Source organism: Candidatus Tectomicrobia bacterium (genome assembly GCA_016192135.1).
Taxonomy (GTDB): domain Bacteria; phylum UBA8248; class UBA8248; order UBA8248; family UBA8248; genus 2-12-FULL-69-37.
The window spans coordinates 20250-44096 of sequence record JACPUR010000023.1 but is presented as its reverse complement, the minus strand read 5'-3'; the positions used below and the strand labels follow the sequence as shown (position 1 = coordinate 44096).

Sequence of the window (23847 nt, the reverse complement as noted above, 5' to 3'; positions counted from 1 at the left end):
TTATGCCAGCAGCATCCGCATGGGCTGGAGGGTACGGTTGAAGGGGTTGAGGACGAGGCCGAGGACTTCGAGCGTCACGGTGCCGAGCAAGGCCTCGTCGCCGGGCTCCCCGAGGATCACCGGGGTGTGCCCCTCCCCTTGGGGCAGGGCGATGTGGCACTCCGAGACCTGGCGCTCGATGGCCGTGCCGTCCGCCAGCGTGCACCGGATGGGGCGCTTCGGCGCGAGTCCGATTGAGCGCCAGGCATCATGAGGAAGCAGCGTATAGGTCGCGCCGCCGTCCACCAGGAACCGCAGGGCCGCCTGCCGCCCCGCCGGGCCGGAGACCGTGCCTTCGACGAACACGAGGCCCATTTCCATCGCTCCCGCGCGGGAGTGGGAAGACAGCCCGCCAACTCGGACCAGTATTGGGGCGGTGCCACAGTCTGTCAAATTTGCGCCGGAAGGGCGGCGGAAGACAGCCGTCATGGCGTGAGAGGGATGGGCTCGCCGGCCTCGCGCAGGTCCTCGACGTAAAGCTCCACGGCCTCCCGGATGTTGGCCAGGGCCTCCTCGGCCGTGTGGCCCCAGGTGTGGCATCCCCGCAGCGCGGGGCAGGAAGCGTGGTAGGCCTTCCGGCCGTCCTCGAAGCGGTCCTCCTCGATGACGACATTGAAGATGTGCGACTTCATCGTTTCCTTTCCTCCCGGGACGAGCTTCAGCCGATCCGGGACCGTCAAGGGGAGTAATCCGTAACATTGTAAAAACCATCAGCCAATGAGGTTGAAATAGTAATAATCGTCATCTAACCGGAGCAGCGTTGATTCCGGCTGCAACTGCCGTGTCGTGTCCTTCGGCGACAACGGTGGATTTCCCTGCGGCGCCAAGGCGTAGCTGTAATAGTAGAAGACGAGGATCAAGAGAGCGCCAAGCGCATTGAGGGCATTCTTAAATGTTGCTTCGCCAAAATACTTCTGTCTCTCGTGTTTTACATTGTTGTAGCTACGCCACCACAGCGGATTATCTTGCCCCGCCCAGTTGTCCCATGGTTTGAGGTCAAGGCTGTATCGAGGAACGAATACCTGGGTCGCCGGAAGATTCGGAAATCCAGCCAGCAGGACAGCCTTGTAATCATCGATGTTGTGCCGGCGCGCATCCGGCTGGAGCCGCTGGCAAAGCAACTTTGCTACTACATCAACCTCGGATGCAGCCGCGAAAAGTAGATGCGCGAACTCAATTGAGTAGACGTTGAAGTTCTGCTGACAGAATTCGACGTACCGGGAGGCTACCTCCAGATCGCGTTCGAGCGCGATGAAGTAGTTCCAGTGTATCTTGCTCGATGACGCGTTGATCATGGTTTTGAAAACCTCCTGTATGCCCCCTCACTCCCACCTCAGCCACTTCAAATACCCCACGCTCATGTCCAGCGGCACTTCGATCTTGAGCCCCTCCTCCTGCTTGTGGGCCTGGATGGTGCGCAGGTGGGCGTGGCCCTCCCAAAGGACGTGCCGGAAGGTGCACTCGAGGTCGTAGTGGACGAGGGCGGGGTCGCGCTCGTCGAACCACACCCCGCGCGGGTGGGCCTTCAGCATGGTGTTCTCGAGCCAGGCCCGGGGGCTGTCGCCGGAGGGCCAGTCGGGGGCGTCCGGGGGGAGGCGGCGGGTGAAGACTTTTTCCCGCATGCCGCCCAGGGTCTCGTTCCCGAGGATCTCCCAGGCGAGATCGCAGCCGTCCCGGATGGCGGCGAGGAGGCCCGCCAGGTCGAGGTTGAGCCGGGGGTCCATCATCCGGTCGGTGCCTCCCGTGTCCGCCAGGCGCATGTCCCGGGGCGGGCGGTCCCCGAAGAGGATGGGGCCCCAGTTGCCGAGGAACCAGCGGTAGCTCACGCAGGCCATGTGGCTCACCTGCTCCCGGATGGACCACTTGCCCCAGCTCTTCCCGGGGCGCCGGCGGCCGAGCTGGGCCTCGGTGAGCCCCTCCACCTCGCGGGCGTACATGCCGGGGAGGGCGGGATATTCGGGGAAGATGTCCCGCGCGGAGGTGGAGAGGTCGTCCGCCATGCCGGTGGGTCTCCTGGAGATGGAGTCGAGCCCGGAAGTAATCCCTCACCCCAGCCCTCTCCCGGAGGGAGAGGGAGCGTGACTTGTCTCGTCAGAGGTGATGCTTTCACGTACACCGCACCCCTCTCCTCTTGGGAGAGGGGCCGGGGGTGAGGGAGAAATCGGAGTCATGCGGCCAATCAACCTTCAGGCCATACGCCGCCTTTTGAGTATAGCCCACCCGATGGCCGCGCCGCATGGGCCGTGCCATAATCGCGCGCGTCATCTCTCCAATTCCCCGGCGGAGGCCCGATGGGCGATCTTTCCCTCCCGTCCCCGGAAGTCCGCGCCCTCATCGGCAGCTTTCTCTTCGCCTGCAACCAGATCGTGGTCCGCCGCCTCATGGACCGGGATTCGGCCATGACCGTCACCTTCTGGGTGAACGGCTGGATGGGCGTCTTCGCCATCGCGCTCTCGCCCTTCGTGGACTCCTACGAGGGCAGGCCCCTCTTCGCCATTCTCATGTTCCTAGGGGTCGGGATGGTGGGCCAGGGGATGGCGCGCTATTGCTCCTACCGCTCGAACTACGAGGTGGGGGTGAGCCGCACGAACGCCATGATCGCGGCCTCGCCCCTCGGGGCGGTGGTCGCCGGCATCGTGCTCCTCGGGGAACGCCCCGGCCCCGTCCTCTGGCTGGGGGTCGGGCTGGTGGTCGCGGGGATGATCCTGCTCACCAGCGAAGGAGACGGGCGGCGGCGGGCGATGGGGAGGTACGCCTTCGCCTTCATGTCCCTGGTGTCCTTCGCGATCACCCCCTACCTGCGCAAGGCGGGGCTGCTGGCGATGAACGCCCCCTGGATGGGCATCCTGCTTTCCACTTCCATGGCGAACATCTCCCTCATGACGTCGTCGGGCTTCATGGCGAAGCCCCAGCGCTTCCGCTGGGACGCGGCGGCGATGTGGGCGGCCCTCCCGGCCGGCGCGCTGGCCATCGGCCAGGCCATCAACTTCTGGACCGCCCTCAGGGACGGCTCCCTCTCCGTCATCGCCCCTCTCATGCGGACGGGGCCCATCTTCGTGCTCCTGCTCTCGTTCCTGTTCCTCCGGGGCCGGGAGGTCATCACCAAGCGGGTGGTGATCGCGACCCTGATCGTCGTGGCCGGCGCGGTATTGGTCACGTCGGGGAGGTGAGCGGGCAAGGCCTCGCGTTTCCCTCTCCGGGGCCTGCGCACGCAGCCGCCGATGGGCAACCCCGCCCGGCGCGCCGCCGCCAGCCCACCCATGGCCGCGCGGCAGGGGCCGTGCCATACTCGGGCGTCACCTCCAATCCCCCGCCGGAGGCCCGATGGGCGATCTCCCGATCCCTCCCGCGGAAGTCCGTGCCGTGCTGGGGAGCTTCTTCTTCGCCTGCAACCAGATCACCGTCCGGCGGCTGATGGACCGCTCCTCGGCCATGACGGCCACCCTCTGGGTGAACGCCTGGATGGGGGTGGCCGCCCTCGCCCTCTCCCCCTTCGTCGACTCCTACGCCGGGAGCCCCTGGCTGGCCGTCGGGATGTTCCTCGCGGTCGGGCTCGTGGGGAACGCCGTGGCGCGCTACTCCTCCTACCGCTCCCACATGGAGGTCGGGGTGGGCCGCACGAACGCCCTGGTGGCGGCCTCCCCCATCGGGGCGGTGATCATCGGCATGGCGCTGCTGGGGGAGCGGCCCTCGCCCGGGGTCTGGCTGGGAGTGGCGCTGGTGGTGGGGGGGATGGTCCTCCTCACGAGCGAGCGGGGGGGCGAGCGCCGGCCCCTCGCCAAGTACACCTTCGCCTTCATGAGCACGGCGGCCTTCGCCGTCACCCCCTACCTGCGCAAGATGGGGCTCCTCTCGATGGACGCGCCCTTCCTGGGCATCGCGATCTCGGCCTTCATGGCGAACCTCATGCTCCTCGGCACCTCGCGCTTCATGGAGAGCTCGCAGCGCTTCCGCTGGGACGCGGAGGTGATGTGGGGCGCCTTCCCCTCGGGCCTCCTGGCCATCCTCGCCGCCGTGAACTACTGGACGGCGCTCCGGGACGGCTCCCTCTCCGTCATCGCGCCCCTCATCCGCCTGGGGCCCATCTTCGTGCTCCTGCTCTCGTTCCTGTTCCTCCGGGGCCGGGAGGTCATCACCCGGCGGGTGGTGGTCTCCACCGTGGTCGTCGTGGCCGGGGCGGCGTTGGTCACGTCGGGGAGGTAGGGGCGGGGGGCGGATTGAGGGGGTGGGATTCAAGGAGATACGTAGGGGCGATGTTTGTCATCGCCCTCTTCGAATCCCGCGGGGGCGAACACGAGGTTCGCCCCTACAAACGAGGGAAAACCCGGGGCGAGGGAGGATTGGAGGGATTCGCCCCCTCTGCTAGAGTTCGCTGCGGGTTTCGGGGCATCCGGTCCGGGGGAGCGGCCATGAGCGAGATGTCGCTGCACGAGGCGATCCATACCCAGCGGGCGATCCGGCAGTTCACCGAGGAGCCGGTTTCGGAGGAGGACGTGCGGGCGCTGCTCGACGCGGCCGTCCGCGCCCCCAGCGGGGGCAACCGCCAGCCCTGGCACTTCGTGGTGCTGCGCGACCCGGAGCTCAAGGCCCGGGTGCGCGATCTCTACCACCGCTCCTGGAACGCCTACAAGGAGAAGGTGGCCGAGATGGCCAAGACCCAGCCCGAGGCGGCGGCCACCCTCGAGCGCTGGAAGAAGCACCCGGCGGGCGACCACTTCGCGGCCAACCTGGACAAGGTGCCGGTCCTCATCCTCCCCTGCCTGGACATGCGGGTGCTCTCCTTCGGGGACGACCCCGGGGCGCCCTCCGTCATGACGCTCAACAGCGTCTACGCCTCCATCTACCCGGCGGTGCAGAACCTCCTGCTCACCGCCCGCGCCCGGGGGCTGGGGGCCGTCCTCACCACCCTGCACTGCCGCTACGAGGACGAGGTGAAGCGCGCCCTGGGCATCCCCGCCTGCGTGCGCACGGCCTGCCTCATCCCGGTGGGGCATCCCAAGGCGAGGTACGGGGAGACACGCCGCGTCCCCGCCTCCGACCGCACCCACCTCGACGGCTGGGACGCCTCCCTCGCCGCGAGCTACGAGCCGGGCCGGGGCATCCTCCGCGTCGCGGACCGCATGACCCGCAACCCCGTCACCTGCTCCCCCGACACCCTCGTCTACGACGCCCAGGCGATGATGCGCGAGGGGGGCTTCGGCCGCCTTCCCGTGGTGGAGGAGGGCCGCCTCGTGGGGATCATCTCGGACCGCGACGTCCGGGGCGTGCTCCTGCCCCCGGACGTGCCCAAGGGGCTCAAGGACCGCTTCGACCTCCTCCTCGTCCGCCGCGTGAAGGACGTGATGACGCGCGAGCCCATCACCATCGGCCCGGACGCCTCCCTCGAGCAGGCCGCCGACCTCCTGCGCGCGAACAAGCTGGGGGCCATCCCCGTCGTGGAGGGAGGCTGGCTCGCGGGCATCATCACCCGGGGGGACGTGCTGGGCGGCTTCTTGGACGCGGTGGGCAAGGGCCGGGGCGCGCTGCGCTTCTCCCTCAAGGCCTCCCGCCGGCCCGGCGAGGGCGGGATCGTGCCCCTCCTCAAGGCGCTGGAGGATGAGGGGGCGGAGGTGCTCTCCGTGGTGAGCGAGCCCGACCCGGCCGACCCCGCCGGGCACGTCCACTACACCGTGCGCGTGGCCCGGGCCGACCCCAGGAAGCTCATCCCCCTCCTCGAGCGCCGGGGCATCGCGGGGCCCGAGATCCTCCAGGAGGAGGCCGGGAAGGGCTGAGCCCTCCCGCCGATTGACCGCCCGCGCCCCATCTGACAAAATCGCCTCCGCTAACGGCAGCTCCGGAAGTGCTTCCCGAGAAAATCCGCGCGGCAGTGTCGTCACGGGGTCCGGCCGATCGAGGAGGATTCGATGCGGGTACTCAAGATCATCCCCGAGCGCTGCACCGGCTGCATGCGGTGCGAGCTGGCCTGCTCCTACGAGCAGACCGGGACCTTCCAGCCCTCGAAGTCCGTCATCCGGGTCTCGGCCTTCGAGGGGCACACCAGCTACGCCCCCTACACCTGCCCCCAGTGCGCCGAGGCCTGGTGCCTGACCGCCTGCCCGGTCGAGGCCATCGTCATCTCCCCGGCCGGGGCCAAGGACGTGGTGGACGGCATCTGCGTCGGGTGCAAGCTCTGCACCATCGCCTGCCCCTACGGCACCGTCTTCTACGACCCCGACACCCACAAGGCCTTCAAGTGCGACCTCTGCGGCGGCGCTCCCGCCTGCGCCCAGGTCTGCCCGACCCAGGCCATCCTCTATACGGAGGCCGAGACCGAGGACTGGCTCGGGCCCTTCGCCGCCGAGCGGGCCGCGCTCGCGGGGGCGCGCTAGCCATGGCCGCCCAGCGGAACGTCATCGTCGGGGCCGGGACCGCCGGCTGGAACGCCATCACCGCCATCCGGGAGATCGACAAGGGGGCCTCCGAGATCATCCTGGTCTCGGACGAGGCGCCCTACTCGCGGATGGTGCTCCCCTACTACCTGGCCGGCCAGATCGGGGAGAGCCACTGCACGACGGCCGGGCCCCACCGCCTCGCCGCCCTCAAGGTGCAGGCCCGCATCGGGGCCCGGGCCGCCAAGGTGGACGCCAAGGCGGGCAAGCTCATCCTCGCGAACGGGGACGAGATCCCCTACGACAACCTCCTCATCGCCACCGGCTCCTCGGCCGTCCGCCCCCCCATCCCGGGGGCGGAGGGGGCGAACGTCCACAGCTTCTGGACCCTCCTCCACGCGCGCGGGGTGGCCGAGGGCATCAAGCCCGGCTCCCGGGTCGCCATGATCGGGGCGGGCTTCATCGCCTTCACCATCCTGAACGCCCTTGTAAGCCGGGGTGCCAGGCTCACCGTGCTGGAGATCGCCCCGCGCATCCTCCCCCGCATGGTGGACGAGGCGGCGGCCCGCATCGTCCAGGCCTGGCTCGAGGAGCGGGGCGTCACGGTCAGGCCCGGGGTCCAGGTGACGGCCATCGAGGACGCGGGCAAGGCCAAGCGCATCAAGCTCAAAGACGGCGGCGATGTCGAGGCCGACCTCGTCATCATGGCCACGGGCATCCGGCCCAACCTGGAGTGGCTCAAGGGCTCGGGCGTCGAGGTGAAGGCCGGGGTGGTCGTGGACGAGCGCCTGCGCTCGAGCGTCCCCAACGTCTATGCCGCGGGGGACGTGGCCGAGGGCCCCGTCATCGGCGGGGGCCGGGCCGTCCACGCCATCGAGCCCACCGCCATGCAGCACGGCCGGGTGGCGGGGGCCAACATGGCCGGGCGGGAGGTGGCCTATCCCGGCAGCCTGCTGATGAACATCGTGGACGTGATGGACCTCGAGATCGCCAGCTTCGGCGCCTGGGACGACGCCGGGGCCGAGGCCTGCGAGGACCTGCGGCCCGACCGGCCCGCCTACCGGAAGCTCCTCTTCCGGGGAGGGCGGCTGGCCGGCGCCATCGTCCTCGGCCGCACGCGCGAGATCTGGGCCACGAACGACGTGGGCATGCTCAAGGGGCTGGTCTACACGGGCCGGGACCTCTCGGCCTGGAAGGCGCGCCTGAAGGCCCGGCCCCAGGACGTGCGGCTCGCGTTCCTCTCCACGGGGACCACGAAGGAGCTCCTGCCCCAGACCCTGCTGGGCCGGCCCTCGGTGCCGGAGCGCGAAGTGAGGGTGAACGCATGACGGCCACGGGAGGCGGAATCTTGGCGGACACCATCTACGCATACGCGGGGCGCATCCTGCGGGTGGACCTCACGAGCGGGAAGGTCACCTCCGAGCCCTTCACGGGCGGTGACCGCCGCAAGTGGATCGGCGGGGCGGGCCTCGGGGCCAAGATCCTCTGGGAGGAGGTCCCCCCCGAGGTGAACTGGGACCACCCGGAGAACCGCCTCGTCATGGCTACCGGGCCCCTCGCCGGGCTCCCGGTGTGGGGGACGGGCGGGCTCACCGTCGTCACCCGCGGCGCCCTGACGAACGGCGCCACCAACACCCAGGCCAACGGCTTCTTCGGGGCCAACATCAAGACCTGCGGCTACGACGCCATCGTCGTCCAGGGCCAGTCGCCCCGGTGGGTCTACCTCCACATCACGGACGAGAAGGCCGAGCTCCGCGACGCCTCCTCCCTCCTGGGCAAGGACACCTGGCAGACCCAGCAGGCGCTCGAGGCCGAGCTCAGGCTCTCGGGCCACCGCTTGAGCGTCTACTCCATCGGCCCCGCCGGGGAGAGCCTCGTGCGCTTCGCCGCCATCCAGGGCGACTACGGCCACGTGGCCAGCAAGAACGGCTGCGGCGCCGTCATGGGCAAGAAGAGGCTCAAGGCCGTGGCCATCGAGCGCGGCTCCCGGGGCGTGGCCGCGGCCCATCCCCACGCGCTCCTGGCCGCCGCCGAGGAGATCGCCCACGACCTCAAGACCGACCCCTCCACCAAGGGGCTCTACATGTACGGCACCCTCGGCGGGGTGCGGAACCTGCACGGCATGGGGGCGCTCCCCATCCGCAACTACACCACCAACGTCTGGCCCGAGGGGGTGGACACCAAGCTCTGGGAGGCCCCGGCCCTGCGCGCGGGCTTCGACCACCGGGGCCACCAGTGCAGCGCCTGCGGGATGCACCACTGCCACATGCAGGTCATCCGCTCGGGTGCCCACAAGGGCGAGGTGGTGGACGAGCCCGAGTACGAGGGCTGGTCCGGGGCCGGGTGGGCCATCGGCGCCACCGACCCGCAGGAGGTCTCCTGGCTCAACACCCGGATCGACCGGGCCTGCGTGGACGTGAACGAGTTCGGCTGGCTGTGCGGATGGGTGATGGAGTGCCAGCAGAAGGGCTACCTCAGCGACAAGGACCTGGGCTTCCGCCTCGAGTGGGGGGACGTCGAGGGCGCCGCCCGCCTGCTCGACATGATCTGCAAGCGCGAGGGCATGGGCGACATTCTGGCCGAGGGCGTGAAGCGCGCCTCCGGGAAGATCGGGGGCCCCGCCGCCGAGTGCGCCATCTACACCGAGGTGGGCAACAGCCCCCGGGGGCACGACCACCGCTCCCGCTGGGAGGAGCTCCTGGACACCTGCACCGGCAGCGGGGGCACCAAGGACACCGGCCCCCCGACCTTCCCGAGCGAGTTCGGGCTCCCGGCGCGCATCGCGCCCCAGGACCCGGTGCCCGTCGCCCGCCAGGTGGCCACCATGCGCGGCCGCAAGCACTTCGAGGACTCGCTCGGGGCCTGCGTCTTCACCACCCGGGTCTACATGGAGACGCTGTGCCGCTCGGTCGCCGCCGCCACCGGCTGGGACATCCGCCGCGACGAGGCCATGCGGGCCGGCCGGCGCGCCGCCGCCCTCATGCGGGCCTTCAACCTGCGCTGCGGCATCGGCCCCGAGCTGGAGAAGCCCTCGAAGCGCTACGCCTCCACCCCCGTGGACGGCCCCATCGCCGGCGTCTCCATCCTAGACCACTGGGACACCCTGATGGACACCTGGTACCAGACCGCGGGCTACGACCGCGCCACGGGCCGGCCCCTCCCCGGGACGCTGCGCGACCTCGGGCTCGAGCACGTCATCGAGCCCCTCTGGGGGGCCGGGGTCAAGGCGTGAGCGAAGCGGCGGACGGGCGCTTCCCGGTCAAGGTGGAGGTGATGGCCTGGGCCACCACCTTCGTGGGCGGGGACGGGAGCGACCGCAAGAGCTTCGAGGTCGAGGCCGCCCCCGGCGACAGCGTGCGGAGCGTCCTCAAGCGCTTCAGCGCCCGCTTCCCGGCCCTAAACGACGCCCTGTGGGACCGGGGCTCCGCCGACCTGGGCGAGCACATCGAGGTGGCCGTCAACGACGCCCTCCTCGGCATCCACCACACCCTCGACACCCCCGTGAAGGCGGGCGACGAGATCCTCCTCATGGGCCAGTTCATGGGGGGGTGAGGCGGGCTTGGACTTCGTCCGCGCCGAGCGGGAGTTCCGGGGCGCCCCCATCGAGGCGGGCGCCCGCTGGGCCGGGGAGGACCTCTGGGTCCTCCTCGCGGGGGGCGCGCGGCCCCACGTGGGCTCGGTTATCCTGGCCTCACCGCGCCCGAGCCTGGATGATCCCTCCCGCACCTCCGCCACCTCGAGCGTCCTGAACCGCCCCGGCCACATGGACGAGCGCCCGGGCCGGGCCCTGGCCGAGCGGCTGGCGGCGGCGCTGGGCTGCCACGTGGCCCTGGCCTGCGGCATCCACTACGACGATCTGGACGCCCCCGCCATCGAGCGGATCGAGGCCCTCTGCGCGGAGCTGGGCGAGGAGCTCCTCGCCCAGCTGGGGGGTGCGGGGGGCTGAGCTTCCCCTGGCGTCTCCTTCCATCCAGTTTTTGGTCAAAATCCCCCGTTTTTGATCGGAAATCGCTCTTTTTTGCAAAAAAATGCGCGAGCACGAACGTGCGCGAAATTGCGGTAACTGGCCCCGGCCCGGGCGGGGGTATGTTCGATCGGGGGCGCGGGTCCGGTTCCCCCCTCTCCCTCCGGGAGAGGGAGAAAATCCCGCCCTACAGATCGGGAGGAGACAGCACGACACGAAAACCCGTCGCGGGAGGTCTCGCGAATTGAGGGGAAAACCCCTTTTCGCCGGCGGGAGGCAAGTAACGGTTAGTAACGCTTATTGAGGGATAAAGAGGGGATAAAGCCCCGTTTTTTCTCTGGTCTTACCGGAGGCCGTATGGGCCGGGAAAGGGGCGGTTCCGGCGGCTTCCGGGAAATTCCGGGGAATTCCGGCTTTTCACTTCCGGGTGGAGGCCAGCTCGGCGAGGAAGCTCTCGAACCACCACCGGCTGCTGTGGCGCTCGACGCAGGCGGCCAGCTTGCGGTGGCGGGCGATGCGCTCCTCGAGGCTCATGGTGAGGGCCCGCTGGATGCCGTCGGCCACGTCCTCGGGGTGGTAGGGGTTCACCAGGATGGCGTCGCGCAGCTCCTCCGAGGCGCCGGTGAAGCGGCTGAGGACGAGGGCGCCCGGCTTCTCGGGGTCCTGGGCGGCGACGAACTCCTTGGCGACGAGGTTCATCCCGTCGCGCAGGGGGGTGACGAGGCAGACGTGGGCCTCGCGGTAGAACTGGGCCAGGCGGGCCTGGGGGTAGGAGCGGTAGAGGTAGCGCACGGGGACCCAGTTGTGCTCGGCGTACTCCCCGTTCACCCGCCCCACCAGGGCGTCCACGGTGCGCTTCTGCTCCATGTACTCCGTCACCCGGGTGCGCGAGGGGGCGCAGATCTGGTAGAGCGAGGCCTTCCCGCGCCACTGGGGATGCGAGCGGAGCAGGCTCTCGAAGGCGAGGATGCGGTTGGGGATGCCCTTGGTGTAGTCGAGCCGGTCCACGCCCAGGATGACCTGGCAGCCGCCGGCCTCCTCCCAGAGGCTTCGGTGCCGCCGGCCCCCGCCGCCCATCTCGCGGGATGGGCCGCGGAAGCGGGCGGGGTCCACCCCGATGGGGAAGATGCCCACGCGCTGGCGCCGCCCCGAGGCCGAGAGGCAGGAGCCGTCCCACGAGGCGCCGATGAGCCGCTCGGCCGCGTAGACGTAGTTGTCGCGGTAGGTGCGGGTGTGGAACCCGGCGAGGTCGTAGTCCAGCATCGCCTCGAGGAACTCCTCGGGCTGGGGGAGGATCTGCCAGGTGTCGTGCGCGGGGAAGGGGGTGTGGAGGAAGAAGCCGATGCGGCCCTGGTGGCCCAGGCGCCGGAGCTCCCGCCCCAGCAGGAACAGGTGGTAGTCGTGCACCCAGACCGTCTCGCCGCCCGAGAGGTATTCCGCGAGGCGCCGGGCGAAGCGGGCGTTCACCTGGGCGTAGGCCCGCTCCTCCTGCCGGCTCAGGCGCACCCGGCCCTGGAAGGAGTGCATCAGGGGCCAGACGGCGCGGTTGCAGAAGCCGTTGTAGTAGAGGTCCACCTCCCGCTCGTTCAGGTCGATGCCGACGACGCGGCTGCCGTTCATCTCCCACGTGAGGGGGGCGCCGTGCTCGGGGGCCGCGCGTCCGCTCCAGCCGAGCCACAGCCCGCCGCCCGACATCTCCAGCGCCGAGAGGAGCGCCGGAACCAGGCCCCCCACCTCCTGGGCGCGGGCGCCCGCCTGGTCGGGGCGGGGCGGCAGGCGGTTCGAGACGATGGCGAGCTTGCTCAATGGGAATCCCCCGTGGGACGGGCGGCGCGGCCGCGAAAGAGGGCCTGGGGCCGGGCGATCTCCTTCTCCGTGTTCGGGTGGCGGCGCCGGCGGAAGGGCGCCGACGGACGTGCCTGCGGGCTGGAAACCTGGATAGGCTGTGGTTCCGGCGTTCAGGGTTTTGCAGGCGTCACGGGGGCATTCTGGCACAGGCGCCGTCCCCTGCCAAGCCGCCGCCGGCCCGGAGGGCGCGGGGGGGGCGGTGGTTTGACGGGGCGGAGGCTCTTTGTTAGCGTCCCCGCACCGGAGCGCCCTCCGGTCCCGCCTCAGCCCTTCGGAGGTCTCGTTCGATGGCATCCGCGCTCGCCCAGGCCGATCCCCAGGTGTACGCCGCGATGGAGAACGAGAAGCGCCGCCAGGCGGACGAGCTCGAGCTCATCGCCTCGGAGAACTACGTGAGCGCGGCGGTGATGGAGGCGGCCGGGGGCGTGATGACCAACAAGTACGCCGAAGGCCTGCCCGGGAAGCGCTATTACGGCGGATGCGAGTACGTGGACGTGGCCGAGGCCCTCGCCATCGAGCGGGCCAAGGCGCTCTTCAAGATGGACCACGCCTGCGTCCAGCCCCACAGCGGCGCCCAGGCCAACGCCGCCGTCTACTACGGGCTGCTCGAGCCGGGCGACACCATCCTCGGCATGAACCTCTCCCACGGCGGCCACCTCACCCACGGCCACCCCGTCACCTTCTCGGGGCGCTGGTTCAAGGTGGTGGCCTACGGGGTGGACCCGGAGAACCAGGTCATCGACTTCGGGGAGGTCGAGCGCCAGGCGAGGGAGCACCGCCCGAAGATCATCGTCGTCGGCGCGAGCGCCTACCCGCGCCACATCGACTACGCGCGCTTCCGCACCGTCGCGGACGAGGTGGGGGCCGTGGTCATGGCCGACATCGCGCACGTGGCGGGGCTCATCGCCGGGGGCGTCCACCCGAGCCCCGCCGGGCACTGCCAGATCGTGACCACCACCACCCACAAGACCCTGCGCGGGCCCCGGGGCGGCTTGGTGCTCTGCGACGCGGACTACGCCGAGAAGATGGACAAGGCCATCTTCCCCGGCCTCCAGGGCGGCCCCCTCATGCACGTGATCGCGGCCAAGGCGGTGGCCCTGCAGGAAGCCGCCGGCGAGGAGTTCCGCCGCTACGCCGCCCAGATCGTGAAGAACGCCAAGGCCCTCGCCGCGGCGCTCATGAGGCGCGGGCTGCGGCTCGTCTCGGGCGGGACGGACAACCACCTGATGCTCGTCGACCTGCGCGAGGCGGGCTTCAGCGGGAAGAAGGCCGAGGGGGCGCTCGGCAAGGCCGGGATCACCGTGAACAAGAACGCCGTCCCCTACGACACGCGCAAGCCCATGCTCACCAGCGGCCTCCGCATCGGGACGCCGGCCCTGACCTCGCGCAAGATGAGGGAAGGGGAGATGGAGGTCATCGGCGGCTGGATCGCCGACGCCCTCGCCGGCGTGGAGAACGAGGAGAAGCTCGCCTCCATCCGCCGGGACGTGCGCGAGCTGTGCGCCCGCTTCCCGATGGGCCCCGGGGGCGCCCGGCCCGAGTAGGGTTACTGCACCACCCCCGCGCTCCTGGCGGCCTAGAGCCTCAGGCACTCCTTCGCCTGCCTCGCCAGGTCCTCGCGGAAGTCGGGGTGGGCGAGCTGGATGAGCCGCTTCGCCCGCTCGCGGATGTTCAGGCCGAAGAGCTGGACGTGCCCGTACTCCGTGACGACGTAGTGCACGTGCGCCCGCGTCGTGACGACCCCGGCTCCCTGGTCGAGCATGGGCACGATGCGGGATACCTTCCCTCCCAGCGCGGTGGATCGGACGGCGATGATGGGCTTGCCGGCCTTGGACCGCGCCGCCCCCCGGATGAAGTCCACCTGCCCGCCGAAGCCGGAGTAGATGCGGGTGCCGATGGAGTCCGCGCATACCTGCCCGGTCAGGTCGATCTGGAGGGCGGAGTTCACCGCCACCATCTTGTCGTTCCGGGCGATGACGTAGGGGTCGTTCGTGTAGTCGACGGGGTGGAGCTCGAAGAAGGGGTTGTCGTTCGCGTACTCGTAGAGCGTCCCGGTTCCGTAGATGAAGGTGCCGATCACCTTCCGCATGTGGATGCTCTTGCAGGCCCCGGTCACGATGCCCTTCTCGATGGCGTTCATCATCCCGTCCGAGATCATCTCGGTGTGGATGCCGAGGTCGCGCTTCCCCTCCAGGGACATCCAGACCGCGTCCGGGATGCGGCCGATGCCCATCTGGAGGGTGGAGCCGTCCTCGATGAGGCCGGCGATGACCCGCCCGATCTTGAGGTCGACCTCGTCCGGGGGCTCCGCCTGGAGCTGGGGCAGGGGGTCCGACACCTCCACGACCTTGTGCGCCTGGGAGACGTGGATGAAGGTGTCCCCCAGCACGCGCGGCATCTGATCGTTGACCTCGAGCACCAGGATCTTGGCCGCCTCCGCCGCCGCCTTGCTGGCGATGACCTCGGCCCCGAGGGAGCAGAAGCCGTGGATGTCCGGCGGGGAGACGGAGAGGTAGGCGACGTCCAGTGGGAGGTAGCGGTCGCGGAAGAGCTTCGGGATCTCGTAGAGGAAGACCGGGATGTAGGCCGCGCGCCCCTCGTTGACCGCCTGCCGGTCGCTCGGGCCCACGAAGAGCGACTCGTGGCGGAAGTGCTTCTCCATGCCCTGGAGGGAGAGGGGGTCCTTCCCGACCAGGAGGACGTGGTGGACGACCACGTCCCGGAGCTCCGACTTCCGGTCCGCGAGCGCGTGCAGGATGGCGACGGGCGAGGAGGCGTTCCCGGAGATGTAGATCCGGTCGCCGCTTCTCACCACGGAGGCGGCGTCGGTCGGGGTCGTCAGCTTCCCCTGGTAGTCCTTTTGCCAGGTCATCGCCGTTCACCCTCGAATGGCGCCCGTTTCGTTTCGGCCACACCCATCCGCTCGAGCTGGTGGAGTACGGCGAGCAGGCGCGCGTCGCTGAACGGGGCGCCCATGAGCTGCGCCCCGATGGGAAGGCCCCCGCGGCTGAAGCCGGCGGGGAAGGAGACCGCGGGCCCTCCGAAGAAATTCCACATGCGGGTGAGCGAGGTGAGCAGGCCCCGCACCGCCTGCTTCCCGCCGCGGAGCGTAACCGTGTCCTCCGCGATGGGGGGCGCGGGGATGGGCGTGGACGCCGCGAGCAGGAAATCCGACCGCCCGAACGCCTCGCGCATCACCCGGGCGGCCCACTCCCCCCGGAAGCGCTGGGCCTGCAGGTACTCGGCCGCCCTCACCAGGAGCCCCGGCCGCAGCCGCTCGACCACGCGCGGGTCGTAGTCCCCGGGCCGATCCCGGATGTTCTTCTCGTGGTAGGCGGCCGCCTCGCACATCAAGACTATCGCGGTGGCGTCCTTGGCCGGCTCCTGGTCCGGGATCTCCACCTCCTCCACCCGGGCCCCCGCCTCCGCCAGCGCCTCCGCCAGCCGCTCCACCGCCTCCGCCACCTCGGGGTCGGAGTCCGCGTAGTACCGGCGCGCGTGCCCGATCCGCAATCCCTTGAGCGGCTCGCCCAGGCCTTCCAGGAAGCGGAGGGGTTTCCCGTCCATCGAGCACGGGTCCGCCGGATCGTGGCCGGCGAGGACGCTCATCGCCAGGGCGCAGTCCTCCGCCGTGCGGGCGAGGGGCCCCACGGTGTCGAGCGACCAGGAGAGGGGCACGCAGCCCGCCTTGCTCACGAGCCCGAAGGTGGGCTTGTGGCCCACCACCCCGCACAGCGAGGCGGGGATGCGGATGGAGCCCCCCGTGTCCGAGCCGATGGCGAAGGCCGCCTGGCCGGTGGCGACGGCGTTGCCCGAGCCCCCGCTCGAGCCGCCCGTGACGCGGGAGGGGTCCCAGGGATTCTTCATGTCCCCGTAGTGGATATTGTGGCCGGTGGGGCCGTAAGCGTACTCGTGGAGGTTGAGCTTGCCCAGGATGACGGCCCCCGCTCCGCGCAGCCGGCGCACGAGCGTGGCGTCCTCTTTCGCGATGCGGTCCCGATCGATCCGGCTCCCGGCGGTGGTGGGCAGGCCGGCCATGTCCACGAGGTCCTTGATCCCGACGGGGACCCCGGCGAGCGGCCCTGGGTCCTTTTTCGCGGCCACGGCCTCGTCCACGGCCCGGGCGGCGCGGCGGGCGCCCTCGGGGTCGAGCCGTATCCAGGTGTTGAGCTTGGGGCCGAGGCACCCGGCCCGGGCGAGGAACGCCTCGGCGGCCGAGGCGGCGGAGAGCTCCCCTTTCCGGACCCGGCGGGCGATCTCCGCCGCCGGGAGATGGGTGGGGTCAGCCGTCACGGCGGGCCCTCCCAAGCAGCGCGGCGTGGCCCTGGGGCTCGGCCTCGGGAGAGAGCCGGGACACCAGGCGCCCGTGGATCTCGGCGATGCCCTCCAGCACGGCGGCGATTGAGACGCGGGTCTCGGGGGAAAGAGAATCCCCCAGGGCCGAGCGGCAGAGCCGCGCCATCTCCTCGTCGGGGATGCGCATGGATTCGAGCCCTTTCTTTTGAGAGCGGAGCGCGGGTTGACGGAAACTTCAGGAGGGGCTGTTCACGAACTCACAGCTTTATATGTACCCCCGCCGCCGGGGGGGGCGCAACGCCCATCGGGCCGAAAAGGGCGGGATTTTCAGGACCCTCCGCCCGAGCGGCGGGGCCCGCGGGGTTGCGGGATCGGGTGCCGGGCCGCAAAATCCCCCGGTCCCGGCGGAAGCGCCTTCCGGCCGGCTCCTCAATCCAGGGTCGTCCGAATGATCCGTCTCAGCGTGTTGGACCAGTCCCCCATCCGGAGCGGGGGCACGGCCGCCCAGGCCCTGCAGGAAACCCTGCTCCTCGCCCAGGCGGCGGAGCGGCTGGGCTACCGCCGCTACTGGGTGGCCGAGCACCACAACAGCGGCGGCCTCGCCGGGACCTCGCCCGAGATCCTCGTCGGCCAGATCGCCGCCCGCACCCGCTCCCTGCGGGTGGGCTCGGGAGGCGTCATGCTCAGCCACTACAGCGCCTACAAGGTGGCGGAGAACTTCCGGCTGCTCGAGGCCCTCTACCCGGGGCGGATCGACCTCGGCATCGGCCGCGCCCCGGGCAGCGACCGCCTCACGGCGGCGGCCCTCGCCCCCGGCCAGAGCGGCTTCGGCTACGAGGACTACCCGCGCAAGGTGGCCGACCTCATGGGCTACCTCACCGACAGCCTCCCGCCGGAGCATCCCTTCGCCCGCCTGCGCGCCATGCCCGACGGCCCCACCGTCCCCGAACTGTGGATGCTCGGCTCGAGCGACGAGAGCGCCATGATGGCCGCCCACTTCGGCCGGCCCTTCTCCTTCGCCCACTTCATCAACCAGTACGGCGGGCCCCAGGTGATGGCGATGTACCGCGCGAACTTCCGCCCCTCGAAGCAGCTCGCCGGGCCCCTGGGCAGCATCGGCGTCTTCGTCATGTGCGCCGAGACGGAGGAGGAGGCCATCCACCACGCCTCGAGCCGCCCCCTCTGGATGCTCCGCAACCGCCGGGGGGAGCGGAAGGGTGTCCCGCCCCCCGAGGAGGCCAAGGCCTACCCGTGGAGCGGGGCCGAGCGCGCCTTCGCCGAGGACGTCTGGGGCCGCACCACCGTGGGCGACCCGGACCAGTGCAAGGCCGGGATGCTCCAGCTCGCCGGGGCCTACGGGGTGGAGGAGCTCGTCGTCGTCACCGTCTGCCACAGCTTCGAGGCGCGGGTGAGGTCCTACGAACTGCTGGCCCAAGCCTTCGGGCTGGAGGGGAGGGGGTGAGAGCGGCGCGTTTCCGGAGTAGAGTGGATTCGATTTTCTTGATTCGGCCCATCCGACAGGAGATTTTCAATGTCCCTCATGGCGGTCCTCACCACCAGCCGCGGCGAGATCCGCATCTCGCTGCACGAGAAGCAGACCCCGGCGACCGTCGCCAACTTCGCGAACCTCGCCAAGCGGGGCTACTACGACGGCCTCTCCTTCCACCGGGTCATCCCGGACTTCATGATCCAGGGCGGCTGCCCGCAGGGGAACGGCCGGGGCGGCCCCGGCTATACCTTCGAGGATGAGTTCCGCGGCGATCTCGCCCACGACGCCCCGGGCGTGCTCTCCATGGCGAACGCGGGCCCCGGCACCAACGGCTCCCAGTTCTTCATCACCCACGTGGCCACCCCCTGGCTGAACGGCAAGCACACCGTCTTCGGCCAGGTGACCGCGGGCCAGGAGGTGGTGGATTCGATCAAGGCGGGAGACAAGCTCGATAAGGTCGCCATCGAGGGGGACACCGGGCCTCTCTTCCAGGCACAGAAGGCCAACCTCGACAAGTGGAACGCCATCCTGGACAAGTGAGGGGCGGCGTCAGGGCCGTGCGGGGATGGCGTCCGGCCTTTTGGGCTCCCAGCTCTCGGCCAGGCGCTGGGCCTCCCAGAGCTCGCTGGGGCTGAGGCGGGCGGCCACCTCGCGCAGAAGCTCCGAGACGCCGGGCTCCCCCTTCTTTTGGGCCAGGCTGAGCCAGGCGTGGGCGAGGATCAGGTCGCGCGGCGCGCCCTTCCCGGCGGCGTAGGCCTCCCCCACGAGGCGCTGGGCGGGGGCGAGCCCTTGCTCGGCGGCCCGGCGGTGCCACTTGAAGGCCTCGGCCGGGTCCTCCTTCGCCCCGAGCCCCCTCGCGTAGAGCGTCCCCAGGTTGAGCTGGGCCTTGGCGTGGCCCCGCTCGGCCGCCTTGCGGTACCACCTGAGCGCCTCGGCTGGGTCCTCCTTCACCCCGAGCCCCTGCCGGTACATGACGCCCAGGTTGAACTGCGCCTCCGCCACTCCCTTCTCGGCGAGCGGCCGGAACTCCCGCAGGGCGGCGGCGTAGTCCCCCAGCCGGAAGGCGGTGACGCCCTCCTTGAAGCCCGCATCGGCGGGACAGGTCGCCAGGAAGAGGAAGAGGAAGAGGGCGGGCCGGAGGATCGGCGGGCGCACGGGGCTCCCTACCTCCCGCCCTTGATCTGGGCCTTGCGGAAGCGGAAGGCGGCGGGGGTCACCTCGAGGGCCTCTCCCTCGCGGAGGAACTCCAGGGCCTGCTCCAGACTGTAGCGCTTGGGGGGGACGAGCTGGGCCGTCATGTCCGACCCGGAGGCCCTCATGTTGGTGAGCTTCTTCTCCTTGGTGATGTTGACGTGCATGTCCTTCTCGCGGCTGTTCTCGCCGACGATCATGCCCTCGTAGACCTCTTCCGTGGGGCCGATGAAGAGGGTGCCGCGCTCCTGGATGTTCTCTATGGCATAGGGGGTGCTCTTCCCCCCGCGGTCGGCGACGAGGGCGCCGGTGATCCGGCCCGGCAGGTCGCCCGCCCAGGCGTCCCACCCGGCGAAGAGGTGGGTGAGGATGCCCGTCCCCCGGGTGTCGGTGAGGAACTCGCTGCGGTAGCCGATGAGTCCCCGGCTGGGGATGCGGAACTCGAGCCGCGCCCGGCCCTTGCCGTGGTTCACCATCTTGGTCATGCGGCCCTTTCGGATGCCCATCTTCTGGGTGACGACGCCGATGTAGTCCTCGGGGACGTCGATCACCACGTCCTCGAAGGGCTCCAGCACCTTGCCGCCGTCCTTGCGGATGATGACCTCGGGCCGGCCCACCGTCATCTCGTATCCCTCGCGGCGGAGCTGCTCGATGAGCACGGCGAGCTGGAGCGAGCCCCGGCCCGAGACGCGGAAGGCGTCCGGGGAGCCGGTCTCCTCCACCCGGATGGCCATGTTGTTGCGCGCCTCCCGGAAGAGGCGGTCGCGCACCTGACGCGAGGTGAGGAACTTGCCGCTCCGGCCGGACAGGGGCGAGTCGTTGATGCGGAAGGTCATGGCGATGGTGGGCTCGTCGATCGCGATGACGGGGAGCGCCCGGGGGTTCTCGGGATCCCCGATGGTGTCCCCGATGTTCAGCTCCTCGAAGCCCGCCACGGCGACGATGTCCCCCGCGCGCGCCTCGGCGATGGGCGCGCGCTGGAGGCCCTCGAAGCCGAAGAGATGGCTGATCTCGCCCCGCTGGTTCTTGCCGTCCCGCCCGAGGACCACCGCGGCCCCCTTGGCCCGGATGGCGCCGTTCCACACCCGGCCGATGGCGAGGCGGCCCACGTAGTTGTCGTACTCCAGGCGCGAGACGAGCATCTGGAGGGGGGCTCCATCTTCGAAGCTGGGCGCGGGGATGGAGGCGATGAGGGTGCGGAAGAGGGGCTCGAGGTCCCCGGCGAGCCGGTCCGGCGCCGTCCCCGCCCGGCCCTCGCGGGCCACGGCGTAGAGGACCGGGAAATCGAGCTGGGACTCGGCGGCGTCCAGGTCGATGAAGAGGTCGTAGACCTCGTCCAGCACCTCGGCCGGCCGGGCGTCCGAGCGGTCAACCTTGTTGATGACCACCACGAAGGGCAGCGCGCGCGCCAGGGCCTTGCTCACCACGAAGCGGGTCTGGGGCAGGGGGCCCTCGGAGGCGTCCACGAGGAGCATGACGCCGTCCACCATCGAGAGGACGCGCTCGACCTCGCCCCCGAAGTCGGCGTGCCCCGGGGTGTCCACGATGTTGAGCCGCACCCCGCCCCAGGTGACGGCGCAGTTCTTGGCCATGATGGTGATGCCCTTCTCGCGCTCCAGGTCCATGGAGTCGAGCACCCGCTCGGCCACCTCCTGCCCCTGGCGGAAGATCCCGCTCTGCCAGAGCATGGCGTCCACGAGGGTGGTCTTGCCGTGGTCCACGTGGGCGATGATGGCGAAGTTCCGGAGGTCCTGGCGCTGGCTCTTTGTCATGGGGGTCCTGGGCCGAGGCGGCGTCCAACCCCCCGGCCGTCGGCGGGCCGGGGGCGCGAGGCGCAGGATAATGGACGAACCGGGGCGGCGGGGCAAGCGGCCGCCGGAGATGAGTGGTCGGTTTGGCTATTCTCTGAACGCCGTTGCCCTGGATGAATTGGCACTCTCCCTCTGGGAGAGGGCTGGGGTGAGGGAAGAGCGCCGGCGGCGGAGGCGCGAAGCAAAGGACCACCTCGAAATCATATGCGCCTCTGCGCAAACTGGACCGCTACCGGCCGCCGGAGATGTTTCCCCGCGGCCTCCGAACTTGCTAGGCTGGGGCCTCTTCAGCGGAAGCTTCGGGCTGTCCACGCGTCCCGGGGGGGGAGAGCGCCGCCCTTGAGATTCTCCTTTTTCATGATGCCCCACTTCCGCGGCCACACGCGGGACCTCGAGGACGAGTGGGCGCGGACCCAGGCGGCCGGGGCGGCGGGCGCCCTGCCCGTTCCGGGCCGGGCGAACCCCCGGCGGGGGCGGCGGCAGGAGCAACTTATCGTTCCCTTGACGGCGGAGCCCTGGCTGGAGGCGCGCGCATGAACATAAATCAGCTGGCCCCGGGCGTGTTCTACGCAAACACCTACCCGACCTTCGGGTGCGTGGTGACACGGGAGGGCGTGGTGGCGGTGGACGGCCCCATGAAGCCCACGGAGGCGGCCGAGTGGCGGGCCTTCCTGGAGTCCAAGGGGCCCATCCGCTACATCATTCACACCGAGCACCACCAGGACCACATCGCCGTCAACGGCTTCATGCCCGGAACCGTCGTGGCCAGCCGGCTGACCGATGCGGATTTCTTCAAGTCCGTCCCCTCGAGCGAGGTGGCCGTGGAGCGGATGCGGAAGTATGACCCCACCGCGGGCGGCCTCCTGGAGGGCTACCGACTGCGGACCCCCGAGATCGTGTACGACGGCGGCTTCACCCTCCGCCTCGGGGGGGAAACCTTCCGCCTCCGCCACTCCCCGGGGCACACGCGCGGGCAGACCGCCGTCCACGCCGCCGGGACCCGGGTGGCCTTCACCGGCGATAACATCACCCCCGGCGGCCATCCCTTCTTCCATTCCGCTTCGGTATGGGCGTGGTTCGACTCGCTCGACTATCTCGAATCGCTGGATGTGGACTGGTATATCCCCGGTCACGGCGACCCCTGCCGGAAGGAGGAGATCGCCCGGCAGCGCGAGAAGATGGAGGCGGTCGTGGCCCAGGTCCGGCTCCTGAAGGGGATGGGGAAGAGCCGGCAGGAGGTCCAGCAGGATGCGAAGTATATCCACCGGGCGGGGCAGGGTTACCCGCGCATCCTGGGGGACCGCGCCTTCGAGCTGGAGGCGGCGGGCTTGGGAGCCGTATATGATGCGCTGGAGGAGCGGCGCTAGGAGGCGATTCACGGAGGCCTTCACGGCCTTCGAACCTGGGAGCCAAAAGGAGAAATGAGATGAAAGCCGCCTGCAGGGTGATGTCCGTTCTCTTGGTTTCCTTCCTCATCGGAGCCGCCCCCGCCGGCGCGGCCGAGCAGGGAGGGGTGAACGTCGGCAGCCTCACGTGCAAGACCAAGCCGGGCACGAGTGTGCAGCTCTTCCTCGTGTCCTCCGTGGCGGTCGAGTGCGCCTTCAAGACCACCGGGGGCGAGGAGATGTACAAGGGCGAGCTCGGCTTCCTCGGCGTGGACCTGAGCCGGAAGGACGAGCAGACCCTGAACTTCACCGTCCTCGGCGTCACCCGCGACATCAAGATGGGGGCCCATTCCCTCCAGGGAGACTACCTGGGCACGTCCGTGGCCGCAGGCATGGGCGGGAAGGGCGTGGGCTCCACCGCCCTCGTCGGAGGGCTGAGGAAGAGCTTCAACCTCGTCCCCTCGGCGGATACCTTCAAGGGCGCGGGCATCAGCGCGGGCGCCACCCGGATGAACCTCCAGCCCCTGAAGAAGTAGGCCCTCTCCCCCGCCTTTTCGCCGGCGAAACCCTCTCCCCGTCCGGATTTTTCCGGGCGGGGAGCGCGTTTCGTCCTCCCTTCATTTCTCAGTGTTTTCTTCGATTGAACCTCGTCCCGGCCGGGGCCTATTTTAAAAATAGGGAAATACGGGCGAGAGGCGGTCAGCCCTCTTCTTTCGCCTGCCGTTTGACGCCCAGCGTGCCAAGTCGGGTGCCGCCGGCATAAACCCATGAGCGACGATGGACGATGAGGGGGAATTTTCCCGGCCGGCGCCGGCATCCTGCGCCCGCCGGGCGGGGCCGCATCCCGGATGGAAGCACCGGGGATCCCGCCGCCGATAGGGGAATTTGATGAACGCCCGGAACCTGATGTTTGCGTGCGCGATGAGTTTCTTGCTGGCCGCGGCCGGAACCGGCCCGGCCTCGGGCGCGGAACCCCCCAAGGAAGAGAACAAGACAGGGGTGAACCTGGGCAAGCTGACGTGCAAGACGAAACCCGGAACGCAAACCAAGCACTTCCTGCAATCCTCCGTCTCGGTGGACTGCACCTATCAGCCCAACGAGGGCCAGCCGCAGAAGTACGGCGGCGAGATCGGCTTCTTGGGGGTGGACGTGGGGCAGCGGGAAGAGAGGACCCTGTACTTCGGCGTCTTCGGCGTCCGCACCGGCGCCGCCCTCGAGGCGTTCCCCCTCCAGGGGAACTACTACGGGACCACGCTTGGCGCCGGCGTGTTCGGCCAGGGGTATGGCTCCTCGGCGCTCGTTGGCGGGAGCCAGAAGGGCATCAGCGTCGTCCCCTCGGTCGAATCCTTCAAGGGCGAGGGCCTCATCGTGGGCGGCACGCGTATGTACCTCGAGCCTGACCGCGCGGCCCAGGCCCCGGGCCGGCCGGTGCGGGAGGCGGGCAAGTAGGCAGACA

General features: G+C 69.9%; 25 protein-coding genes. 15 read left to right on the top strand and 10 right to left on the bottom strand.

Going from position 1 to position 23847, the window contains the following annotated elements; genetic code table 11:
* From HYZ11_10645 to HYZ11_10630, 4 genes are all read right to left on the bottom strand, one after another.
* The gene (locus HYZ11_10645) at positions 1-354 is read right to left on the bottom strand and encodes an aspartyl protease family protein (protein ID MBI3128051.1); all 354 of its coding nucleotides are present in this window, start codon (positions 352-354) and stop codon (positions 1-3) included.
* 110 nt (positions 355-464) lie between these two features.
* Positions 465-671 carry a type II toxin-antitoxin system HicB family antitoxin gene (locus HYZ11_10640; protein MBI3128050.1) on the bottom strand — a complete coding sequence of 69 codons (207 nt, stop codon included), beginning with the start codon at positions 669-671 and terminating at the stop codon, positions 465-467.
* Positions 672-749: 78 nt separating this feature from the next.
* The gene (locus HYZ11_10635; protein MBI3128049.1) at positions 750-1334 is read right to left on the bottom strand and encodes a hypothetical protein; all 585 of its coding nucleotides are present in this window, start codon (positions 1332-1334) and stop codon (positions 750-752) included.
* Positions 1335-1361: 27 nt separating this feature from the next.
* Complete coding sequence (locus HYZ11_10630; GenBank protein ID MBI3128048.1) at positions 1362-2039, bottom strand: hypothetical protein; 678 nt, start codon at positions 2037-2039, stop codon at positions 1362-1364.
* 291 nt (positions 2040-2330) lie between these two features.
* On the opposite strand from HYZ11_10630, the gene HYZ11_10625 reads away from it, so the two are divergent.
* The 8 genes from HYZ11_10625 to HYZ11_10590 all read left to right on the top strand — a co-directional run bounded on the left by HYZ11_10625 (position 2331) and on the right by HYZ11_10590 (position 10353).
* Complete coding sequence (locus HYZ11_10625; GenBank protein MBI3128047.1) at positions 2331-3209, top strand: DMT family transporter; 879 nt, start codon at positions 2331-2333, stop codon at positions 3207-3209.
* Positions 3210-3363: 154 nt separating this feature from the next.
* On the top strand, positions 3364-4242 hold the full coding sequence (locus tag HYZ11_10620) for a DMT family transporter (GenBank protein ID MBI3128046.1): 879 nt from the start codon (positions 3364-3366) through the stop codon (positions 4240-4242).
* Between the two features lie 206 nt (positions 4243-4448).
* Positions 4449-5810 (top strand): CBS domain-containing protein, encoded by a 1362-nt coding sequence (locus HYZ11_10615; protein ID MBI3128045.1) that lies wholly within the window; start codon positions 4449-4451, stop codon positions 5808-5810.
* Between the two features lie 132 nt (positions 5811-5942).
* Entirely contained in the window at positions 5943-6407 is a 465-nt protein-coding gene (locus tag HYZ11_10610) for a 4Fe-4S dicluster domain-containing protein (GenBank protein MBI3128044.1), read from the top strand.
* Positions 6408-6409: 2 nt separating this feature from the next.
* A complete protein-coding gene (locus HYZ11_10605) occupies positions 6410-7735 on the top strand; it encodes an NAD(P)/FAD-dependent oxidoreductase (GenBank protein MBI3128043.1) in 1326 nt (441 codons plus the stop codon).
* A 20-nt stretch (positions 7736-7755) separates the two neighbouring features.
* Positions 7756-9639: a hypothetical protein gene (locus HYZ11_10600; protein ID MBI3128042.1), complete on the top strand. Its 1884-nt coding sequence runs from the start codon at positions 7756-7758 to the stop codon at positions 9637-9639.
* Positions 9636-9959, top strand: coding sequence for a MoaD/ThiS family protein (locus HYZ11_10595; protein MBI3128041.1), 324 nt, complete (start codon positions 9636-9638; stop codon positions 9957-9959). The genes HYZ11_10600 and HYZ11_10595 overlap by 4 nt, the downstream gene beginning before the upstream one ends.
* Positions 9960-9966: 7 nt before the next feature.
* Positions 9967-10353, top strand: a complete 387-nt coding sequence (locus HYZ11_10590) for a hypothetical protein (GenBank protein MBI3128040.1) — start codon at positions 9967-9969, stop codon at positions 10351-10353.
* 435 nt (positions 10354-10788) lie between these two features.
* Here the strand turns inward: HYZ11_10590 and HYZ11_10585 are convergent, their stop codons facing one another.
* Positions 10789-12177, bottom strand: a complete 1389-nt coding sequence (locus tag HYZ11_10585; protein ID MBI3128039.1) for a trehalose-6-phosphate synthase — start codon at positions 12175-12177, stop codon at positions 10789-10791.
* 329 nt (positions 12178-12506) lie between these two features.
* On the opposite strand from HYZ11_10585, the gene HYZ11_10580 reads away from it, so the two are divergent.
* A complete protein-coding gene (locus HYZ11_10580) occupies positions 12507-13763 on the top strand; it encodes a serine hydroxymethyltransferase (GenBank protein ID MBI3128038.1) in 1257 nt (418 codons plus the stop codon).
* Positions 13764-13795: 32 nt separating this feature from the next.
* On the opposite strand, the gene HYZ11_10575 is transcribed toward HYZ11_10580, so the two are convergent.
* The 3 genes from HYZ11_10575 to HYZ11_10565 are packed head-to-tail and all read right to left on the bottom strand — an operon-like array spanning position 13796 to position 16702.
* Complete coding sequence (locus tag HYZ11_10575) at positions 13796-15091, bottom strand: acetyl-CoA hydrolase/transferase family protein (protein ID MBI3128037.1); 1296 nt, start codon at positions 15089-15091, stop codon at positions 13796-13798.
* Entirely contained in the window at positions 15088-16512 is a 1425-nt protein-coding gene (locus HYZ11_10570; protein ID MBI3128036.1) for an amidase, read from the bottom strand. The genes HYZ11_10575 and HYZ11_10570 overlap by 4 nt, the downstream gene beginning before the upstream one ends.
* Positions 16502-16702: a hypothetical protein gene (locus HYZ11_10565; GenBank protein ID MBI3128035.1), complete on the bottom strand. Its 201-nt coding sequence runs from the start codon at positions 16700-16702 to the stop codon at positions 16502-16504. Before HYZ11_10565 ends, HYZ11_10570 begins: the two co-directional genes overlap by 11 nt.
* Positions 16703-16963: 261 nt before the next feature.
* On the opposite strand from HYZ11_10565, the gene HYZ11_10560 reads away from it, so the two are divergent.
* Positions 16964-17977: an LLM class flavin-dependent oxidoreductase gene (locus HYZ11_10560; protein MBI3128034.1), complete on the top strand. Its 1014-nt coding sequence runs from the start codon at positions 16964-16966 to the stop codon at positions 17975-17977.
* Between the two features lie 69 nt (positions 17978-18046).
* Positions 18047-18544, top strand: coding sequence for a peptidylprolyl isomerase (locus tag HYZ11_10555; GenBank protein ID MBI3128033.1), 498 nt, complete (start codon positions 18047-18049; stop codon positions 18542-18544).
* A gap of 9 nt (positions 18545-18553) precedes the next feature.
* Here HYZ11_10555 and HYZ11_10550 read toward each other — a convergent pair whose 3' ends face one another.
* On the bottom strand, positions 18554-19159 hold the full coding sequence (locus HYZ11_10550; protein MBI3128032.1) for a sel1 repeat family protein: 606 nt from the start codon (positions 19157-19159) through the stop codon (positions 18554-18556).
* Between the two features lie 8 nt (positions 19160-19167).
* Positions 19168-20967 (bottom strand): translational GTPase TypA, encoded by a 1800-nt coding sequence (gene typA / locus HYZ11_10545; protein ID MBI3128031.1) that lies wholly within the window; start codon positions 20965-20967, stop codon positions 19168-19170.
* Between the two features lie 378 nt (positions 20968-21345).
* On the opposite strand from typA, the gene HYZ11_10540 reads away from it, so the two are divergent.
* The 4 genes from HYZ11_10540 to HYZ11_10525 all read left to right on the top strand — a co-directional run bounded on the left by HYZ11_10540 (position 21346) and on the right by HYZ11_10525 (position 23840).
* Positions 21346-21543 (top strand): hypothetical protein, encoded by a 198-nt coding sequence (locus HYZ11_10540; protein ID MBI3128030.1) that lies wholly within the window; start codon positions 21346-21348, stop codon positions 21541-21543.
* Positions 21540-22373, top strand: a complete 834-nt coding sequence (locus tag HYZ11_10535) for an MBL fold metallo-hydrolase (protein MBI3128029.1) — start codon at positions 21540-21542, stop codon at positions 22371-22373. The genes HYZ11_10540 and HYZ11_10535 overlap by 4 nt, the downstream gene beginning before the upstream one ends.
* A 59-nt stretch (positions 22374-22432) precedes the next feature.
* A complete protein-coding gene (locus tag HYZ11_10530; protein ID MBI3128028.1) occupies positions 22433-22927 on the top strand; it encodes a DUF992 domain-containing protein in 495 nt (164 codons plus the stop codon).
* A 352-nt stretch (positions 22928-23279) separates the two neighbouring features.
* The gene (locus HYZ11_10525; protein MBI3128027.1) at positions 23280-23840 is read left to right on the top strand and encodes a DUF992 domain-containing protein; all 561 of its coding nucleotides are present in this window, start codon (positions 23280-23282) and stop codon (positions 23838-23840) included.
* The last annotated feature ends 7 nt before the right edge of the window (positions 23841-23847 follow it).

Excerpts from the sequence above, each read along its gene's own strand:
- HYZ11_10645 (MBI3128051.1), bottom strand. The coding sequence starts at position 354 with ATGGGCCTCGTGTTCGTCGAAGGCACGGTCTCCGGCCCGGCGGGGCGG.
- HYZ11_10640 (MBI3128050.1), bottom strand. The coding sequence starts at position 671 with ATGAAGTCGCACATCTTCAATGTCGTCATCGAGGAGGACCGCTTCGAG.
- HYZ11_10635 (MBI3128049.1), bottom strand. The coding sequence starts at position 1,334 with ATGATCAACGCGTCATCGAGCAAGATACACTGGAACTACTTCATCGCG.
- HYZ11_10630 (MBI3128048.1), bottom strand. The coding sequence starts at position 2,039 with ATGGCGGACGACCTCTCCACCTCCGCGCGGGACATCTTCCCCGAATAT.
- HYZ11_10625 (MBI3128047.1), top strand. The coding sequence starts at position 2,331 with ATGGGCGATCTTTCCCTCCCGTCCCCGGAAGTCCGCGCCCTCATCGGC.
- HYZ11_10620 (MBI3128046.1), top strand. The coding sequence starts at position 3,364 with ATGGGCGATCTCCCGATCCCTCCCGCGGAAGTCCGTGCCGTGCTGGGG.
- HYZ11_10615 (MBI3128045.1), top strand. The coding sequence starts at position 4,449 with ATGAGCGAGATGTCGCTGCACGAGGCGATCCATACCCAGCGGGCGATC.
- HYZ11_10610 (MBI3128044.1), top strand. The coding sequence starts at position 5,943 with ATGCGGGTACTCAAGATCATCCCCGAGCGCTGCACCGGCTGCATGCGG.
- HYZ11_10605 (MBI3128043.1), top strand. The coding sequence starts at position 6,410 with ATGGCCGCCCAGCGGAACGTCATCGTCGGGGCCGGGACCGCCGGCTGG.
- HYZ11_10580 (MBI3128038.1), top strand. The coding sequence starts at position 12,507 with ATGGCATCCGCGCTCGCCCAGGCCGATCCCCAGGTGTACGCCGCGATG.
- HYZ11_10575 (MBI3128037.1), bottom strand. The coding sequence starts at position 15,091 with ATGACCTGGCAAAAGGACTACCAGGGGAAGCTGACGACCCCGACCGAC.
- HYZ11_10565 (MBI3128035.1), bottom strand. The coding sequence starts at position 16,702 with ATGCGCATCCCCGACGAGGAGATGGCGCGGCTCTGCCGCTCGGCCCTG.
- HYZ11_10560 (MBI3128034.1), top strand. The coding sequence starts at position 16,964 with ATGATCCGTCTCAGCGTGTTGGACCAGTCCCCCATCCGGAGCGGGGGC.
- HYZ11_10555 (MBI3128033.1), top strand. The coding sequence starts at position 18,047 with ATGTCCCTCATGGCGGTCCTCACCACCAGCCGCGGCGAGATCCGCATC.
- typA (MBI3128031.1), bottom strand. The coding sequence starts at position 20,967 with ATGACAAAGAGCCAGCGCCAGGACCTCCGGAACTTCGCCATCATCGCC.
- HYZ11_10535 (MBI3128029.1), top strand. The coding sequence starts at position 21,540 with ATGAACATAAATCAGCTGGCCCCGGGCGTGTTCTACGCAAACACCTAC.
- HYZ11_10530 (MBI3128028.1), top strand. The coding sequence starts at position 22,433 with ATGAAAGCCGCCTGCAGGGTGATGTCCGTTCTCTTGGTTTCCTTCCTC.
- HYZ11_10525 (MBI3128027.1), top strand. The coding sequence starts at position 23,280 with ATGAACGCCCGGAACCTGATGTTTGCGTGCGCGATGAGTTTCTTGCTG.